Origin of the sequence: Paenibacillus sp. 3LSP (genome assembly GCF_032465655.1) — a bacterium.
Lineage (GTDB): Bacteria > Bacillota > Bacilli > Paenibacillales > Paenibacillaceae > Fontibacillus > Fontibacillus barengoltzii.
Genome location: NZ_JAWDJI010000067.1, coordinates 1 through 16,608 on the forward strand (window position 1 = coordinate 1; position 16,608 = coordinate 16,608).

The following is a 16,608-nucleotide window of genomic DNA, read 5'->3' on the forward strand; positions in this document are numbered from 1 at the left end:
ATCCTGACGTTATCCACCGTCACTGGGACGGCGGAAACGGCACAACGGCTTGCCAAGCGTTATCCCGGCGCCGGCGCCGAAGCGATGGAAGGCTTTGGCGTGGCTGAAGCCGCCCGCCAGTTCGGCGTTCCCGTGCTGGAACTGCGCGCCATCTCGAACGCTGTAGGTCCAAGGCAACGGGAACTTTGGAAAATCGGCGATGCTTTGCAAGCTTTAGAGCAAGCTTGCGCTAAACTACCGGAGGTGTTGCAATCATGAAAATCGCTTTTTCGCCTTGTCCTAACGATACTTTTGTGTTCCACGCGTGGGTTCACGGCTTAATCCCGGGCGCTCCGGAGCTGGATGTCTCCTATGCGGATATTGATATTACGAACGGTTGGGCGGCTTCCGGCACCGGACCTGAGGTGCTGAAAATTTCCTATGCCGCGCTCCCTTGGGTGCTGGACGAATACGCACTGCTCCCGTGCGGCGGAGCGCTGGGCCGAGGCTGCGGACCGCTTGTATTAACGGCGAAGGCATCCTCGGCTTCCGACCTGTCGGGCCGCCGCGTAGCGGTGCCAAGCGAACGTTCCACCGCTTACCTGCTGTTTCGGCTCTGGGCAGCAAAGCATGTGCCCGGCGGTGTCGGCGAGATCGTCGTCATGCCGTTTGACGAGATCATGCCGGCCGTTCAACGCGGCGAACTGGATGCAGGCTTGGTGATTCATGAGGCGCGTTTTACTTATCAAAATTATGGACTCCATCTGCTTCAAGACCTGGGTAACTGGTGGGAATCTGACACGGGCTTGCCAATCCCCCTCGGCGCCATCATCGCTCGCCGGTCGCTGGATCTAGCCTCGATAGCCCGCTGGACACGGGAATCCGTGGAATATGCTTGGGCGCATCCGGACGCTTCGGCGGACTATGTGATGAGCCATGCGCAGGAAATGTCGCCCGAGGTGCAGAAAGCGCATATCGGACTGTATGTGAACCAATATACTGCCGATTTAGGCGAGGACGGCTATGCGGCCATCCACGGTTTGCTGGACCGCGCGGCGGCCGAAGGCTTGGTGCCCAAAATCGATCCAGCCAAGCTGAATCCCAGCTGGTGAGCCATATCAATCGATCTAACAAAGAAAAAAGGAGCCGAATCTCGGCCCCTTCTTTCTTTGGATAAGGGACTTACGCCCCTCCGCCGAACCGCTTGCGATACCCGCATTTCCGGCATAGCTCCTCTACGGCCTCGCGCCGAGAGAAGCCTTCGTATAGACGGTTCGCCCGTTCTCCTTCCACTATCTCTGAAAACGGCGTCTTGTACACATTCCCAAGATTAATGATCCCTTCCCCATCCAGACAGCAAGGAATGACCGTGCCGTCCACGAGAATTCCGGCTTGGTTGCGCAGCGCATGGCAGAAGCCTTTGCCATCGTCCTCCGGAGCGCGCAAGTCCGGCCAATCAAATTCGTAATCTTGGTTCAAGTAGATCCGCTCGGCTAATTTAACCCCGCTTCCCGGTGTGACTTTCTCCTCAATCCGGTAATCTAGGTTGAATTCCTCCTCAATGATGGCGAGCGTCTCCCGGTTACGCATCCGTTGCAGGTTCGTCTCATTATCCTGCGTCAAATTCCACAGCCGGAACGAAACGATCAAATCGGACGCAGCTACCGCCTCTCGCACGAAGGACAAAACGTTTCGCAAATACCCCTCCCGGTCAGTTGAACCTTCATGTCCATCAAAGCTGTGCAGCGAAAAATTCATCTGCCGCAGCGCCGGCTTGCCAAGCAGCTTATGCCGCACTTTGGGGAGCAGCGTGCCGTTCGTGGTGATGTTGACCTTAAACCCTTTTTCGTGACTGATGTCGAGCAACTGATCGATCTTGGGGTGCAGCAGCGGCTCGCCTTTGACATGGAAATAAATATAGTCCGTATGCGGCTTGATGTCGTCCAGAATTTTGCGAAAATCCTCCACCTTGATAAACTGCGCCTGGCGATGGGTAGGCGGACAGAAGCTGCAAGCCAAATTGCAGATGCTGGTCGTTTCGATATAGAACTTTTTAAATTTTTTCATGGTGACCTACTTCGTTTAAATTTTAGTTACTGTCTTATTCTATCAATGAAAGGCGGTTAGTAAAAGATCATATGATCTTTGTCCGCTTTATAGTAATCCAGTCGGTCTTGCAAAGTCCCGGTGTGCAATTCGAACATATGGCCGTCCGGGTCCAGAAAATAAATTGACTTTTGGTCGCGCGCATCTCTTTCACGCCCCGGCAGTACTTCGACGTTGAATTCCCGAAGTCGATTCTGAAAAGCCTCGAAATCCCGCTCGTCGATCGAAAAAGCGATATGCGTATATGTACGGTGCTGCTTGTCCCTCGGAAGGTCTTCCTGATTTAAGGCGATCCACAGCCCGTTCAAATCGAAGTAGGCAAGTTTGCGCCCTTTCACCAGGGGACTCGCGCCAAAGACCTGCTCATAAAACGCCATGGATCGATCCAAATCAGATACGGAGAAACAGAAATGATTAATGCCATTAATCTTCAAGCAAATCCTCCTATTCTCTCAAACAGAACGTGACAAGGCCTGGTGCCCTGCCACGACGATCAATCTTCATCTTGCTTCGTTTTCCTAGTTTAGGATGTAGCTTTGGCGGTGATTCGCACGTTTTCCACAATAATCGGCGTGCCTGCCCCTATCATATCCTGCCCCAGCGCCAACGTCAAAGACTCCGGCTCCAGTACAAACAATCGGCCTTCCTGCGGCATGCCGTTGATAAATAAATTGGTGTACGCCCCGTCACCAATCCCGGCAAAAACTACAGGCGTATTCCCTGCGTCGTCCGTAAATTGATTGGCAGGGATGTGAACGGTCCCGGTCATATCAGCAGGGGCCGCATAAAAGTAACGGAATACGGCTGGGGTTACGAGAATTTCGACTGCAGGCGGTCCCGGCGGTCCTGGCGGTCCTGGCGGTCCCATTGGCCCGACTGCTCCTGACTCACCTTGGGGTCCCGGCGGCCCCATCGGCCCTCCGCTCCCTGGCATGCCCTGCGGCCCCGCCGGCCCGGGAACTCCCCTTATATCGGCCGGGTCTCCCGCTTCTCTCTCACGTATCCACCGCTCATACTGCCACAATGCACGACGGTATTCCCGCATCAGACTCACTGCTTGCAGATAACGATCCCGCAGTGAAGACACGGTCCGTTTCCGGCGTCGACGACGCGAGCTTGCCGAGCAGTGCTTCACCTTATGCACTTGTTGCCACCGTTTGTTCATACGCTTTGTCTTTTTGCAAGCAGCTCTTACCGCTCCCATGCACCGCTTCCCCCTGGCCAGATGGTTCTTCAAGCCTTACTTTCCTATCCTATGAATAACCCGCCTTGGATGCTTGGGCAAATGGCTTCACGTCGTTCCAAAAATCCATATTCAACGGAGGCTGTCTGCCCTATCACTTTACGAAGTTGCATCATTATATATGATATATCGGACACCTTCGATACCATCAAAGATGAGGAGGTAATGTTAGATGCCTGTAATAAAACCCGTATTTACGGCAGTAGCATCCGCTCCAGTCGCCTCTGGGGGTGAAGTTACTACTGTAATTACACCAACGGTCTCCCGTTACTTCGCCACGTTAACAGCCGACATGATCGGTGCTACTGAAACGACCATTCCTGCCGACAGCTTCGTTGACGATGCCGACGCACCGATTACGGATCTGCCTGAGCTCACCACCACTGATTATCTCAACGTTTACATTAACGGCGTACTTCAACAAGCTTCGTTATCCACGCTGACCACGGCCAGCCTCGTGCTCGACACCGTGGACTTGACCCCGGGGATTCCCGTTATGATTGAAGTGGGCAGCTTCAGCAACGTCGTTTCCACGATCACGACCCCGCCAACGATATCGGCGCCTACGATTACGATTATCACGTAATCCATATTGACGAGCCGTCGCCTCATGGCATAAAATATTGCCAATGATAACGCAATAAGGCGATGGAGTTCGCCTGAACCGCTCATTTGGAGCTGATGACTCCTACCAGATTCTCTGGTAGGAGTCTGTCTATTTTTCAGGAGGTCGAGCATATTGAATATCCTTGCATTGATTGTTGGGGGCTTCCTCGGTACCCTGCTCCGCTACGGTCTGTCCCTCTGGATTCCAAACATCGGAGCTTTCCCCCTATCGATCCTGCTCATCAACTGGGCCGGTTGCCTATTTCTCGGGTGGTTGTTTACCGTCGCAGCTTTGCGAAAAATCCATCCCAGTCTACGCATCGGGGCTGGAACAGGATTTGCCGGTGCATTTACGACGTTCTCTACCTTCACGGTCCAGACCGTTGATGCGGTACATACCGGACAGCTGGTTGCAGCACTAGCCTATCTGTTCATCAGCTTACTCGGCGGTCTTCTCATGGCTTGGATTGGAGTCCGCTTAGGTCAAAAACAACAAGCTCCTAAGGAAGGTGATCCCGCATGATCGGTATCGTAGGACTTGGCGGCATTCTCGGCACGTTGCTTCGTTACTACTTAGGCCAATGGATCTCTACCCAAACCGCCTCTCGCGGTTCGCAATTCCCTTGGGGAACTTGGGTGATCAATCTCAGCGGCAGCCTCCTGCTTGGCATCCTAGCCGGACTCCATACACGGCAGGCCATCTCTGACTGGAGTTGGTTGATGATAGGCACGGGATTTTGTGGGGCCTACACAACATTCTCCACTTTTGGATATGAAACAATCACCCTAATCAACAAGGGGCAAAAACAAAAGGCTATCGTGTATGTGCTCACCTCGGCTTTACTCGGCGTGACTTTCGCTTGGTTCGGCAGCTGGCTTGCCTCATACTAGCGATACCGCTCATTCCAAAGGCATCCGCCCGTATAACGATCAAGCGTCTCGGCTCCAGCATATAATGCAGCAAATCCGCAAACATGCGAGAAAAGGTGATTCCAATTGGCCAGTTTTCGTAGAGCTTATTTGCTGAAACAACGCATTGCCGGGAAGATGCTCAGGTTGAACGGAGTTCATGGTGTAGGTGTCGGTTTGCGGGACCCCAAACACCCAAAACGAGGCGCAGCCATTATTGTATATGCCGATACTCTGTCCAAAGCCGCTGCTGCCAAAAAAAACAAGTCACCCCGCACCACAGCATTACCTCGTTATCTCAAACCTCGGGCTGGCGTGCCGTTTCGAATCGTTCGTTCCCCCAGGTTCTGTAAACGTTCCGGTAACGGTCCGAGCACCAGGTTCACTCGCCGAATTCGCCCGGTCGTGGCCGGCTACAGCGTGGGCACTTCGGATTCCTCCGGCACAGCTGGTTTGATCGTCAGCGATGCCTCCGGATGTGAACGTCTGATCCTTAGTAACAACCACGTTCTCGTTAATAATAATACCCGGCGTTTCTCTGCCACGGTGCAGCCGGGAGGCGCCGATGGAGGTACCGTTCCCAAGGACCGCATCGGTCAGCTGGACCGTTTCGTTAAGCTGAGCCGCAAACGGGCGAATTATTTGGACGCGGCCACCGCCAAACCTTTGCGACGCTCTTTGCTGAGACCAGCCTATGCCGTCTTTGGCATCGTCCCCGGGCATGTACGATCCTATAAAGTTGGCGATCGTCTCAAGAAGGTAGGACGGACGACCGGTGTGGGGACCGGTACGGTGGAATCGATCCATACCGATGTTCAGGTCGACTACGGGGATTACGGCAATTTGGGGACGATTACCTTCAAGAACCAAAGCGTGATCCGCGGCAAGCGCCCCGTCTCCCTGGAAGGCGATTCCGGCTCCGTGTGGCTGACGAGCAAAGGCAATCTTGCCGCTGCAGTTAACTTTGCGGGATCGGAAAACGGAATGTTGTCTATCTCCTATCCCATTGAATGGTTTATGCAGGTGTTTGGCACGAGGGCAGCGAAGCCTGCGTCGGGGCGACTGCTGCGAGCCCAACGGGGGAAGAGCAATAGGTTTATATGCATTCGGCCATTACCGGCGAAACTGGTCAAATCCCTTCGACCGATTACGGCATCTCCTCGACCACTCCGTCGGCATGCTACAGCAAAAAAAGCTCCCTAAGGGTATCCTTGGGGAGCTTACGATGTTATTCCATAAAATCTTTCAGCCGCTTGCTGCGGCTTGGATGCCGAAGTTTGCGCAGCGCTTTGGCTTCAATCTGACGAATCCGTTCGCGCGTTACCCCAAACTCCTTGCCAACCTCTTCCAACGTCCGCGTCCGGCCGTCATCCATCCCGAAACGCAGGCGAAGGACATTTTCCTCACGCTCTGTCAGTGTATCCAATACTTCTTCCAACTGCTCCTTTAACAACTCATAAGCTGCAGCTTCTGCCGGAGCCGGAGCATCGTGATCTTCGATGAAGTCGCCGAGATTCGAATCGTTCTCTTCGCCGATTGGCGTTTCCAACGAGACCGGCTCCTGAGCAATCTTCATGATCTCCCGCACCTTATCCGGCGTTAGATCCATCTCCTTCGCGATCTCCTCCGGAGTCGGCTCGCGTCCGATCTCCTGGAGCAACTGCCGGGAGACACGGATCAATTTATTAATGGTTTCCACCATATGAACCGGAATTCGGATCGTCCGGGCTTGGTCTGCAATCGCACGGGTAATCGCTTGACGAATCCACCAGGTGGCGTAAGTACTGAACTTGAATCCTTTCGAATAATCGAACTTCTCCACCGCTTTGATCAAGCCCATGTTGCCCTCTTGAATCAGGTCCAGGAATACCATCCCGCGCCCAACATAACGACGGGCAATGCTGACCACCAATCTGAGATTCGCTTCAGCCAATCTGCGCTTCGCTTCCTCATCCCCGTTCTCGATGCGCTGCGCAAGCTCAATTTCCTCCTCTGCGGACAACAGAGGCACGCGCCCGATTTCCTTCAGATACATTCTGACCGGGTCATCGATTTTAATTCCTGGCGGTAACGTCAGATCGTCGGTGTAATCCAATTCATTATTCTTCAAGTCCTCTGTCATCTTCCAGACCCCCACCCTAAAAATTAAATGCGAAAACCACTTCTATATCTCTAAAGCCACAAATCCATTTGACAAATGATTGATTTTATGCTATTATTGAGGAGATTATTGCGTGAGTGTTTTGTGATTGGCTATCCGTCATTTTACCACAGTTCATTATTTTATACAACATTTATTTTTAATTTTGTTCGCAGAGTGAGACGCTGATCCTTCCGGATCAGCGTTTTTTGGTTTGCCTATGACTCTAAATCGATCAATCAAGACAGATCTTCCCAAGCCCGTAACAATGCCCCTTGGAAAATTTCCAACGGTTGTGCCCCTGAGACTGCATACTTCCCGCGCAGCACAAAGAACGGTACGCCGCGAATCCCAAGTCTTCTTGCTTCATTCTCATCCTCGCGAACAGCATCGGCATACGTATTTTGCTCCAACACTTCCCTAACGGCGGCACCATCCAAGCCCACCTCTTCCGCCAAACGAACCAATGTGTCCCGGTCCCCGATATGCAGCGAATCCGTAAAATAAGCCCGGAACAACCGCTCCGTCATCTCCTTCGCCTTGCCCTGTTCCCCAGCATAATGCGCTAAGCGATGAGCATCAAACGTATTCGTAGGAATGATCGTATCAAAGTTATACGTCAAGCCTTCCGTTTGAGCCTGCTGTGCAACATTGCGGTTAGATTCCTTCGCCTGCTCCAGGCTGAGGCCGTATTTGACCGCTAACAGTTCATGAATGCTCGACTCTGTATCCTTAGGTGCCCCTGGATCCAGTTCAAAGCTGCGGTATACGAGTTCGATCTCATCTCGATGACTAAAAGATTCTAAAGCCCTTTCGAGGCGACGCTTGCCAATATAACAAAACGGACAGCCAAAGTCCGACCACACTTCAATTTTCACATCAATCTCCTCCTTTTTTAGCGCAAGCTCCTTGCCGGATTAGCCCTCATTCGCTGCCAGCTCTCCGACAAGGATGAATTGTTCAATCACCATCATATGGGATTTCCTTGCGTTTATGCTGCACCTTCCCGCAAGATGTGACTTGCTTGTCTAAGGCAGCTATAATAAACAAGTAAGGATATTTTTCCATAAGAGGTGATTCTATGAAAGTGACTTATTTGGGACATTCCTGCATCCTGGTAGACACAGGAAAGCATCAGTTGATCATTGATCCATTCCTCACCGGAAATCCTTCGGCAGCTGTCGCAGCCGATGACATTCAAGTCGATTATGTGCTGCTGACTCATGGTCATTCCGATCATATCGCAGATGCGGAAAGCATCGCCCGGCGAAACAATGCGCCGATTCTCGCCATTGTCGAGCTGGCAGATTATTTTGCTGGCACTGGACTGCAAACGGTTGGCATGAACCTTGGCGGCTCCCGTACGTTCCCGTTTGGTAAATTAAAATGGGTGCCTGCGCTGCACAGCTCGTCCGTTAATCATAACGGCGTAAATGTATATCTTGGCGTGGCCGCTGGAATCCTGCTCGATCTTGACGGAACAATCCTTTATCATGCCGGAGATACCGCCTTATTCAGCGATATGAAATTGGTTAGCTCTCGCGGCCCGGTCGATCTCGCATTCCTGCCGATTGGCGATCATTTTACTATGGGACCGGAGGATGCTCTAACCGCAGCTGAATGGATTGGCGCCAAGCACGTTGTCCCTGTGCACTACAATACGTTTGATGCCATTGCCCAGGACGGGGAACAATTTGTCGCAGATCTCGCACGGATCGGCATTACAGGTCATGCCTTGAAGCCGGGCGATTCTTTGGACAACTTCTAAATTAAACGGATGAACAGCAAAATGGTTGCACTTTGCAGCAATTTTGCTGTTTTTTAATCCGCCAACTCCTTCCCCCGCGTCTCGGTCCCCAACCAAAACACGGCCAGTGCCCCAATTAGAATCGTCACGAAGAACATCCAGAAGATTCCTCCGATGGCGACGTGCCGGGCAACCAGCATGCCAACCAAATACGGAGCGATAATGCCGCCGACCCGTCCAAAGGAAGCGGCCAAGCCAACTCCGGTAGAACGCACCCGCGTCGGGTATAGTTCCGGGGTATACGCATACATGCCGCCCCATGCCCCCAGATTAAAGAAGGACAAGCAGATCCCGGCAGCAATCAGCATACCTTCGCTGGATGCAATGCCAAACCAGGCGGCGCTGGCTGCAGTGAGCAGCAAATACAACACCAGCACAAACTTACGCCCAAACTTCTCGATGAAATAGGCGGCCGTAAAATAGCCTGGTAATTGCGCCAACGTCATGATCAGCACGTATTCAAAGCTTTTGACCAAGCTGAAGCCTTTCAGGACCATCACCGAAGGCAGCCACAGAAACATGCCATAATACGAAAAGACAACGGTAAACCACAAAATCCATAGCATCACCGTCGAACGGCGGTGCGGAGAAGCCCAAACGGACTTAAACCGCTCCCCGAAAGAAAGACCCCGCTCTTGTAGATGACCCGTCTGCTGTTTAAATCGGGCTGGCTCCTGGATGGATTGGCGCAAGTACAGCGCGTATAACGCAGGGATCGCACCGATGAGAAAAGCGGCCTGCCATCCATAATCCGGTATGATGAAATACGAGATCAACGCCGAAGCAATCCAACCGGCAGCCCAGAAGCTCTCCAGCAGCACGACGGATTTTCCACGTTCCTGAACCGACACCGATTCAGATACCAATGTGGAAGCGACCGGAAGCTCACCGCCAAGCCCAAAGCCGGCAATAAAGCGAAGCAAGCAAAGGATCGCAAAACTTGTAGCGGCAGCCGACAAACCGCTGGCGATCGAGAAAATCAACAGTGTCCATAGAAGTACGGATTTGCGGCCAAACTTGTCCGCCATATAACCGGCAATCGCTGCGCCAAACGCCATCCCTACGGAGTTGATCGCGGTAAAGAAGCCGGTCTGCTGCGGCGTTAAGCTCCATTCTACCGCAAGTGCCGCAGCGATAAACGAAATCATCCCGACGTCCATCGCATCAAACATCCAGCTGAGCCCGGCGCTGAATAGCAGCTTCCGCCGTGCTGACGCGGGTCTTCCTTGGAAAGCCTGTTCCTGAGCATTCAAACGACTCGCCCCCTAACCAATCTTGTTCTAACTGTAGCTTATCCCGGAAAGCGGTCGATCCATGCTAAGATCTCATGCCTTCTTTCTTCTTGGACAGGATCCGGTTGCGAATCACGAATATGACGCCCAGCACAAGCAAGAATAAGACGTAGGAGAAGATCAAGTCCTGAAGATTTACCCCCGGAAACACGATCGATGCGCTTAAGATCCCAAACAGCCAGATACTTGACAGGTTCCCAACCAGGTTAGACCAGACATAAGAATGGAGCTTTAGATTCGAAATCGCCGACATAAACGAAATGAGATTGTTGGGCATAATCGGAATGGTGCGGAGAAAGATTACTGCCCATACCCCATAGCGGTCTAGCCCTTTTTGCCATTTTTCGTATTTTTGCAGCTTAGCTAACCACCGACGGTGAAACCAATCCGCGAAAAAGTATCTGCACATCAGATAAACGACCATCCCCGCCGCCGTTCCAGCAATCCAGCTAGCGAATAAACCGTTCGTGATCCCCAGCAGGGAGAGATGCAGCATCACGATCGTGGCAAATGGAAAAAATCCAAAAAGCCCCTGTACAACTGCGAGCGGGATCGTAAGCAGCAGGATCGAGTATCCGCTCAACTGCGTCGTCTCCAAGAACCAGTCCGTGATTTCTTTAACCCATTCGTTCAAATGATTTGATCCCCATTCCCCAAAGCATTTTAAGCCTCAACAACCCGTTTTCCCAAAATAACGAGATCCCTTTCTACGCCATCCAAATTGGCTACCCGGGGCAAATGCGCCCAACGTTCGAAGCCGAACTTACTAAGCAGCTTTAGGCTCGGCTCGTTATGACCAAACACGAATCCAAGCAGCGTATGTACCCCAATCTCAGGACAAACTGCAAAAGCTCGATTTAACAAGATTCCTCCGATTCCGCGAGAACGGTAGGCTTCTGTAATATAAATACTGATTTCGGCTGTTCCGTTATAGGCCGGTCGCCCGTAAAAGGACTGAAAGCTGAGCCAGGCGATGACTTTCACCTCAGATTTCATGACCAATAGCGGCCGGAAATCAGGCGAATGCTCATCAAACCATTTCCGTCTAGCTTCAACGGTCACCGGCTCCAAATCTGCGGTAACCAGGCGTCCAGCGATCGTCTCATTGTAAATCGCCACGATCGCCGGCAAGTCCTCCGGCGTGGCGTCTTCAATCGTATATTCGAAATGTTCCGTCATATGTACATGCTCACAGTCCTTACACAATTTTGTTGTACAGCTTAAGCACACTAAAATGCATGCCTTCATGATACGTTGTAAAATTGATTAACTGGCCGACGGTTTCAATCCGATAGCCAGAGGAGGTCGTGTACGGGTCGATCTTTTCTTCAAGCCGGCCGGATAGTTCTGCTTTTACCTGCAGAGGTTGATCCTCGAGCACCTTCAGAATTTCATCCAGTGCAGGACTTTCAGAGCTCCATTCCGCCGGTGCAGTTCCGTTGGCGAACAGTTCTTGATATATCGCCGGCAGTTTTGGCGTTCTCCCGGTAAAGGAATAAGCGTATTTATCCAAAACCAAAGCGAGATGGCCCAAATTCCATAACATATGATTGCGAAAACCTGCTGGAATCATCGTCAATTTCTCTTCCGGTATCGTTCTTACCAGCTTCAAAGTTTGGGACCGTACAAAATCAAGCTGCCGCCAAATCATCTCTTCCATTCCCTTTCCCTCCTAGTCCATTTCATGTTTAATTTGAACGTAGTGCTCCACTGTAGGCATGGGATCGTAGAATGGATGAAGCAGCGTTTTCCATTCCTCATAATCAGGAGATTGACGGAAACCTACCTCATGGGCAGATATCGATTGCCAACGCACTAGTAGAATATATTTATTTTCGGTCTCTACACACTTATGAAGCTCATGTCCTAGATAACCGGACACCCGGCTGATAATTTTGGAAGCCTTGCGGAATTGGCTTTCGAAATCATTAATCATTCCGGGCTTCACATGCAGCTCAGCTACTTCAAGAATCATCCTCTGCATCCCCTCCGTTCAACTGATTATAGCACGGACTAAGTGCTTTATGAATCCAAATTGCGGCAATTGAGCCTTCCCCCATAGCCACGCTAACCTGTTCCGCATGAAGTCCTAGATCCCCAGCCACCCACACGCCAGGGACGTTCGTCTGCTTCGTCCGTGGATTCGTCTCGATATGACGGTTCTCGGCAATGCGCACTCCCAACTGAGCAGCTAAACCGGAATGAACTTCATTGCGGCCAAACGCAATAAATCCCCGTTCTGCTGCTAAGCTCCGTCCATCCTGTAAGTTCACACTGCGGATGAAGCCTTCGGATTGCTTCACTTCGGCGATGGCCGCTTCCTCGTAGCGAATCCCCTGTTCCTCCATCCGTTTCAGGAGCGATGGGGCAACAGGTGTCTGTTCATGATTCACATAAGTTAAATCCCGGGTCCGCTGGATGAGCAGGAGTGCCATCTTGGCACCGGTGTCCCCCGCCCCCATTAATACCGTATTACGCCCTTCAATTTCGTATCCGTCACAATCCGGGCAGACGTAGACGCTTAGCCCAAGCGTAGGAACCAAACCAGGGATATCGGGAAAACGGTCCAGTACACCGGTCGCGAGCAGCAAGGTTCGACCTGAATACGTTTGGCCGGTTAATGTTTTTACCTGAAATCCCTCCTCCCGTTTCTTTGCCTCGATTACGGTATCCTGCACAAATTTCACACCATAAGACGTCGCCTGTGTTCTCCCCCGGTCGCGTAATTCTTCGCCGGAAATCCCTTCCGGAAACCCCAGCAGATTATGATATTGCCGGCATAACGTAGATCTCCCGTAACCTGTGTCTATAACGAGTACGTTGTGGACCGAGTACCGACCTAGCTGAATCGCGGCTTGTAATCCTGCAATACCGCCGCCAATGATCATACAGTCGTAGTTTGTGGTTTGAGTCATGTTGTTATCTCGCTTTCCTTAGCTATGGATTGCTGTCGTTCACTCAGTGTATAGCCACTTTCCCCTTAGGAGAAAATTAAAGCGTAAAACAAGGAGGTGAAAGATGTTGGACAAGTTTCTCGTCAAGCTACTTGGCAATGGAATTATCGTCATCGTCATGGTGATGCTCTTAAGCAACGCTTCATTCATCTCAGCGCTGTTGACAGCTTTAGCGTTGTCTATTCTAGCCTATTTATTCGGGGACTACTTCATCCTTCCACGGACGAACAATGCGATTGCAACCGTGGTGGATGCGTTTCTCGTCTTTATCCTCCTGTGGGCGATTGCCGCCAACGCGGAATGGACGTTGTCCCTTAGCGAAATCCTTGCCATTACCATCGTGATGGGTGTGTTTGAATGGTTCTTGCACGCTTGGATGCTGCGAGACGGCATTCGCAGGGATAGCAGCGTACGAGTGCGTGATGCTCGATAAACAACGAAAAAAGCGCGAGTACAAGGGATTCCCCTATGCACTCGCGCTTTGTGTAGATGGTTTAGTTGCAAATTAGCTGCCCAGCATGACGCGATCATCGGACAACTTGTGGCCGCTGATCCGCTCAAATTCACCTAGCAGCCGTTCGATCGTTAACTCGCGTTTGTTCGTTTCATCCACATCGAGAATAATCCGCCCGCCATCCATCATGATAAGGCGGTTCCCCAATCGGATCGCTTGCTCCATGTTGTGGGTGACCATCAACGTAGTTAGCTTCAGCTCACTAACGATCTCCTGCGTAAGCTTCGTCACCAGCTCAGCCCGGGCTGGGTCCAGTGCAGCAGTATGCTCGTCTAGAAGCAGCACCTCCGGTTCGGTAAACGTCGCCATCAACAGGCTCAGCGCCTGGCGTTCCCCGCCCGACAATGTACCGACCTTGGCGCGCAGCCGGTTCTCCAGGCCAATGCCCAGCCTGCGTAACTGCTCTTGGAACATGGAACGGCGCTTCGCGTTCACACCGAGCACAAGGCCGCGTGTCTTCCCGCGAGAGTAGGCCATCGCTAAGTTCTCCTCGATGGTCATATGCGGAGCAGTACCGGCCATCGGGTCCTGGAACACACGGCCAATCCACTTGCTGCGGCGATGCTCCGGCAGGTGGCTGATGTCGACGCCGCCTAGGCGAACCTCGCCGGCATCCGGCTTAATGACACCGGAGATCATATTCATCAACGTCGACTTTCCTGCCCCGTTACTGCCGATCACCGTTACGAAATCACCGGGGTTCAGGTGCAGATTGACATCAATGAGCGCGATCTTCTCATCCGGCGAACCGGGATGAAAGAGCTTCGAGACCTGGGTTAACTTCAGCATTAGAACCCACCCCCTGCGCTCTTCTGTCCGGCAGTTTGCGTAATTTCAGCGGCGCGCCGACGAGCAACCGCTTTTTGCTTCATGTTTCTTTGGACGGTCGGAACCACTAGTGCAATAATAACGATAACTGCCGTAATCAACTTCAAGTCAGTTTGCTCCAACCATTCAATCCGCAGCGCCAAGGCGACAACCACCCGATAGACGATGGATCCGAGTACCGCTGCCAGAGTGGCCCAAAATACCGTGCGCGCCCCGAAGATCGCCTCCCCGATAATCACCGATGCCAGCCCAATGACGATCATCCCGATCCCTGACGAAATGTCGGCGAAGCCGGACTGTTGAGCGATGAGCGCCCCGGACAAAGCCACAAGCCCGTTAGACAAACTGAGCCCGAGTATAATCGTATTGTCCGTATTGGCACCAAAACTGCGGATCATCCGTTTATTGTCACCGGTGGCCCGCAGAGCCAAGCCCAGCTCCGTCCGGAAGAACAAATCCAGCAGCAGCTTGATGGCGATCACAACGATCGGCATGAACACCAGCGGCGAAACCGAGGTGAACAGCGTCGTCTCCCCAAGCAAGCCTACATTCGGTTTGCCCATGATCCGCATATTGATGGAGTACAACGCAATCATCATCAATATCCCGGAGAGCAGTCCATTAATCCGTCCTTTGGTATGAATGATGCCGGTGATCGCACCGGCGGCCAAGCCGCCCAAAAAAGCGACGATCGTAGCAATCCAGGGGGAGCTTCCCCCTGTGATCATAACCGCAGCGATCGCACCGCCGGTCGTAAAGCTACCGTCCACCGTCAGATCCGGAAAGTCGAGAATGCGGAACGTAATATATACGCCGAGCGCCATAAGCGCATACAGCAGGCCGGATTCCAGCGCCCCCAGCAGCGAGTTCAACATGGTGAGTACCTCCTCAAGAAATTAGGAGCGAGTGCTGCCTATTCGATCAAATTGTTTTCCTTATCCGTAATTTCATCCTTCATCGCATCGGTCACTTCGATCCCTTGCTCAGCCGCCGCTTTCAGGTTCATGATCAAGTCGAGCTTATCCGGCACCGTCACTTTCAGATCACCGACGTTTTTGCCGTTCTTCAGCACTTCAACTGCCATTTGTCCCACTTGATACCCGTGGTCATAGTACTTGAACCCGACCGTTGCAAAAGCGCCCTTCTCCACCGTATCGCGGTCACTCGAGAAGAACGGAATGTCGTTATCGTTCGCGACCTGGATCACCGTGCTGACAGCTTCAACGACCATGTTATCGAGCGTAATGTACAGCGCATCTACACGCCCTACCAACGATTCGGCTGCTTGCTTCACTTCCGACGTATTGGTTACCGAGGCTTTCACCAATTTGATGCCGTGAGCTTCCAGCGCCTTCTCAGCATGGTTTGCCATAACAACGGCGTTGGGTTCCCCTTGGTTGATAACCAAACCTACGGATTTCACATCCTTAAAGTGCTCAGCAATGAAGTCCATCAGTCTCGTAATCGCTTCCGGGTTCGTATCCGAAGCCCCGGAGATGTTCCCGCCCGGATGATCCAAATTGTCCACCAATTTGGCATCCACCGGATCCGTGACCGCCGCGAACAGGATCGGCGAGTTCTTCACCTGTTGCGCTACAGCTTGTGCAGGCGGCGTAGCGATCGCGAGCACCAGATCGTATTTCTCACCGGCAATTTTTTGCGCAATGGTCATATTGTTCGTTTGATCCCCCTGCGCATTGTTGTAATCCAGGTCCAAGTTCTCTCCTTCCACAATGCCTGCGTCCTTCAAAGCATCCAGGAAGCCTTCCCGCGTTGCATCCAAGGAAGGATGCTCCACGATTTGTGAAATCGCGATTTTGTACGTTTTCTGATCGGAATCTGACGTATTCCCCGCACCCGTGGTATTTTCTGTTCCGGTTCCCCCGGCGTTCCCCCCATTTGCAGCATTCCCATTGCCGGCATTGTTACCGCAAGCAACGACGCCGACCAGCAGCAGCGACATGGCGAGAATCATCCCAAGCTTCTTCTTCATGTTTTGTTTCCCCTTTCTCTCTCATGAAATTAATGACCCTGCAGTGTTGGAGCAGTAAAGCACAATCTGTTTAACGCTTTTAATGATGAAAGGATTAAAGCGCCCGTGGACAAGGATTCGCCCAACATGGACACAAAGTATGATTTCTATATTAAATGGTGGTCAATTATACGTCAATACAGCGCGATCACTCAGTTAAAATGTTACTAAAGAGGCATCGGTTCACTCACATCGAAA

Annotated in this window: 21 protein-coding genes, 1 pseudogene and 1 riboswitch; of the genes and pseudogenes, 8 read left to right on the top strand and 14 right to left on the bottom strand. The window is 52.1% G+C overall.

The window, feature by feature from the left end; all coding sequences use genetic code 11:
- Positions 1–258, top strand: a 258-nt coding sequence (locus tag RW092_RS04870; protein WP_486187848.1) for a phosphorylase family protein, incomplete at its 5' end; no start/stop codon positions are given.
- Positions 255–1,091 carry a 1,4-dihydroxy-6-naphtoate synthase gene (locus tag RW092_RS04875; protein WP_028538823.1) on the top strand — a complete coding sequence of 279 codons (837 nt, stop codon included), beginning with the start codon at positions 255–257 and terminating at the stop codon, positions 1,089–1,091. The genes RW092_RS04870 and RW092_RS04875, both read left to right, overlap by 4 nt.
- 70 nt (positions 1,092–1,161) lie before the next feature.
- On the opposite strand, the gene RW092_RS04880 is transcribed toward RW092_RS04875, so the two are convergent.
- The 3 genes from RW092_RS04880 to RW092_RS04890 all read right to left on the bottom strand — a co-directional run bounded on the left by RW092_RS04880 (position 1,162) and on the right by RW092_RS04890 (position 3,250).
- Positions 1,162–2,046, bottom strand: coding sequence for a radical SAM/SPASM domain-containing protein (locus RW092_RS04880; protein ID WP_016312275.1), 885 nt, complete (start codon positions 2,044–2,046; stop codon positions 1,162–1,164).
- 56 nt (positions 2,047–2,102) lie between these two features.
- Positions 2,103–2,519 carry a metallothiol transferase FosB gene (gene fosB / locus RW092_RS04885; protein WP_316009670.1) on the bottom strand — a complete coding sequence of 139 codons (417 nt, stop codon included), beginning with the start codon at positions 2,517–2,519 and terminating at the stop codon, positions 2,103–2,105.
- Positions 2,520–2,608: 89 nt separating this feature from the next.
- Positions 2,609–3,250, bottom strand: coding sequence for a DUF4183 domain-containing protein (locus RW092_RS04890; RefSeq protein ID WP_316009671.1), 642 nt, complete (start codon positions 3,248–3,250; stop codon positions 2,609–2,611).
- A gap of 250 nt (positions 3,251–3,500) precedes the next feature.
- Here RW092_RS04890 and RW092_RS04895 point away from each other — a divergent pair, with 250 nt between their 5' ends.
- From RW092_RS04895 to RW092_RS04910, 4 genes are all read left to right on the top strand, one after another.
- Positions 3,501–3,914 (top strand): DUF4183 domain-containing protein, encoded by a 414-nt coding sequence (locus tag RW092_RS04895; RefSeq protein ID WP_016312278.1) that lies wholly within the window; start codon positions 3,501–3,503, stop codon positions 3,912–3,914.
- Positions 3,915–3,963: 49 nt separating this feature from the next.
- A riboswitch (Fluoride riboswitch) is annotated at positions 3,964–4,026 on the top strand.
- A 41-nt stretch (positions 4,027–4,067) separates the two neighbouring features.
- Positions 4,068–4,457 (top strand): fluoride efflux transporter CrcB, encoded by a 390-nt coding sequence (gene crcB / locus RW092_RS04900; protein WP_371859496.1) that lies wholly within the window; start codon positions 4,068–4,070, stop codon positions 4,455–4,457.
- Positions 4,454–4,825, top strand: coding sequence for a fluoride efflux transporter CrcB (gene crcB, locus RW092_RS04905; protein ID WP_028538920.1), 372 nt, complete (start codon positions 4,454–4,456; stop codon positions 4,823–4,825). Before crcB (RW092_RS04900) ends, crcB (RW092_RS04905) begins: the two co-directional genes overlap by 4 nt.
- Before the next feature lie 105 nt (positions 4,826–4,930).
- Positions 4,931–6,046 (top strand): hypothetical protein, encoded by a 1,116-nt coding sequence (locus RW092_RS04910; protein ID WP_316009672.1) that lies wholly within the window; start codon positions 4,931–4,933, stop codon positions 6,044–6,046.
- Positions 6,047–6,071: 25 nt separating this feature from the next.
- On the opposite strand, the pseudogene rpoD reads toward RW092_RS04910, so the two are convergent.
- Together rpoD and RW092_RS04920 are read right to left on the bottom strand one after the other, a co-directional pair.
- Positions 6,072–6,959: pseudogene (rpoD, locus tag RW092_RS04915) on the bottom strand (RNA polymerase sigma factor RpoD); the annotation flags it as partial.
- Positions 6,960–7,222: 263 nt separating this feature from the next.
- A complete protein-coding gene (locus tag RW092_RS04920) occupies positions 7,223–7,861 on the bottom strand; it encodes a DsbA family oxidoreductase (protein WP_028538922.1) in 639 nt (212 codons plus the stop codon).
- Positions 7,862–8,064: 203 nt separating this feature from the next.
- Here RW092_RS04920 and RW092_RS04925 point away from each other — a divergent pair, with 203 nt between their 5' ends.
- On the top strand, positions 8,065–8,751 hold the full coding sequence (locus RW092_RS04925; RefSeq protein ID WP_028538923.1) for a metal-dependent hydrolase: 687 nt from the start codon (positions 8,065–8,067) through the stop codon (positions 8,749–8,751).
- A 53-nt stretch (positions 8,752–8,804) separates the two neighbouring features.
- Here RW092_RS04925 and RW092_RS04930 read toward each other — a convergent pair whose 3' ends face one another.
- The 6 genes from RW092_RS04930 to RW092_RS04955 form a co-directional block, all read right to left on the bottom strand.
- Positions 8,805–10,043, bottom strand: a complete 1,239-nt coding sequence (locus RW092_RS04930) for an MFS transporter (protein ID WP_316009673.1) — start codon at positions 10,041–10,043, stop codon at positions 8,805–8,807.
- A 64-nt stretch (positions 10,044–10,107) separates the two neighbouring features.
- Positions 10,108–10,716: a TVP38/TMEM64 family protein gene (locus RW092_RS04935; RefSeq protein WP_316009674.1), complete on the bottom strand. Its 609-nt coding sequence runs from the start codon at positions 10,714–10,716 to the stop codon at positions 10,108–10,110.
- A 29-nt stretch (positions 10,717–10,745) separates the two neighbouring features.
- Positions 10,746–11,261 carry a GNAT family N-acetyltransferase gene (locus RW092_RS04940; protein WP_316009675.1) on the bottom strand — a complete coding sequence of 172 codons (516 nt, stop codon included), beginning with the start codon at positions 11,259–11,261 and terminating at the stop codon, positions 10,746–10,748.
- Positions 11,262–11,280: 19 nt separating this feature from the next.
- Positions 11,281–11,742 carry a DinB family protein gene (locus tag RW092_RS04945; protein WP_316009676.1) on the bottom strand — a complete coding sequence of 154 codons (462 nt, stop codon included), beginning with the start codon at positions 11,740–11,742 and terminating at the stop codon, positions 11,281–11,283.
- Between the two features lie 12 nt (positions 11,743–11,754).
- Positions 11,755–12,057 (bottom strand): antibiotic biosynthesis monooxygenase family protein, encoded by a 303-nt coding sequence (locus RW092_RS04950; protein ID WP_316009677.1) that lies wholly within the window; start codon positions 12,055–12,057, stop codon positions 11,755–11,757.
- Positions 12,047–12,997: an NAD(P)/FAD-dependent oxidoreductase gene (locus RW092_RS04955; protein WP_316009678.1), complete on the bottom strand. Its 951-nt coding sequence runs from the start codon at positions 12,995–12,997 to the stop codon at positions 12,047–12,049. The genes RW092_RS04950 and RW092_RS04955 overlap by 11 nt, the downstream gene beginning before the upstream one ends.
- Before the next feature lie 103 nt (positions 12,998–13,100).
- Between RW092_RS04955 and RW092_RS04960 the strand changes: the two genes are divergently transcribed.
- Entirely contained in the window at positions 13,101–13,469 is a 369-nt protein-coding gene (locus RW092_RS04960; protein ID WP_016312291.1) for a DUF2512 family protein, read from the top strand.
- 72 nt (positions 13,470–13,541) lie between these two features.
- Here RW092_RS04960 and RW092_RS04965 read toward each other — a convergent pair whose 3' ends face one another.
- The 3 genes from RW092_RS04965 to RW092_RS04975 are packed head-to-tail and all read right to left on the bottom strand — an operon-like array spanning position 13,542 to position 16,371.
- Positions 13,542–14,339, bottom strand: a complete 798-nt coding sequence (locus RW092_RS04965) for an ABC transporter ATP-binding protein (protein WP_016312292.1) — start codon at positions 14,337–14,339, stop codon at positions 13,542–13,544.
- On the bottom strand, positions 14,339–15,253 hold the full coding sequence (locus RW092_RS04970; protein ID WP_316009679.1) for an ABC transporter permease: 915 nt from the start codon (positions 15,251–15,253) through the stop codon (positions 14,339–14,341). Before RW092_RS04970 ends, RW092_RS04965 begins: the two co-directional genes overlap by 1 nt.
- Before the next feature lie 38 nt (positions 15,254–15,291).
- Positions 15,292–16,371, bottom strand: a complete 1,080-nt coding sequence (locus RW092_RS04975; RefSeq protein ID WP_016312294.1) for an ABC transporter substrate-binding protein — start codon at positions 16,369–16,371, stop codon at positions 15,292–15,294.
- Between the last annotated feature and the right edge of the window lie 237 nt (positions 16,372–16,608).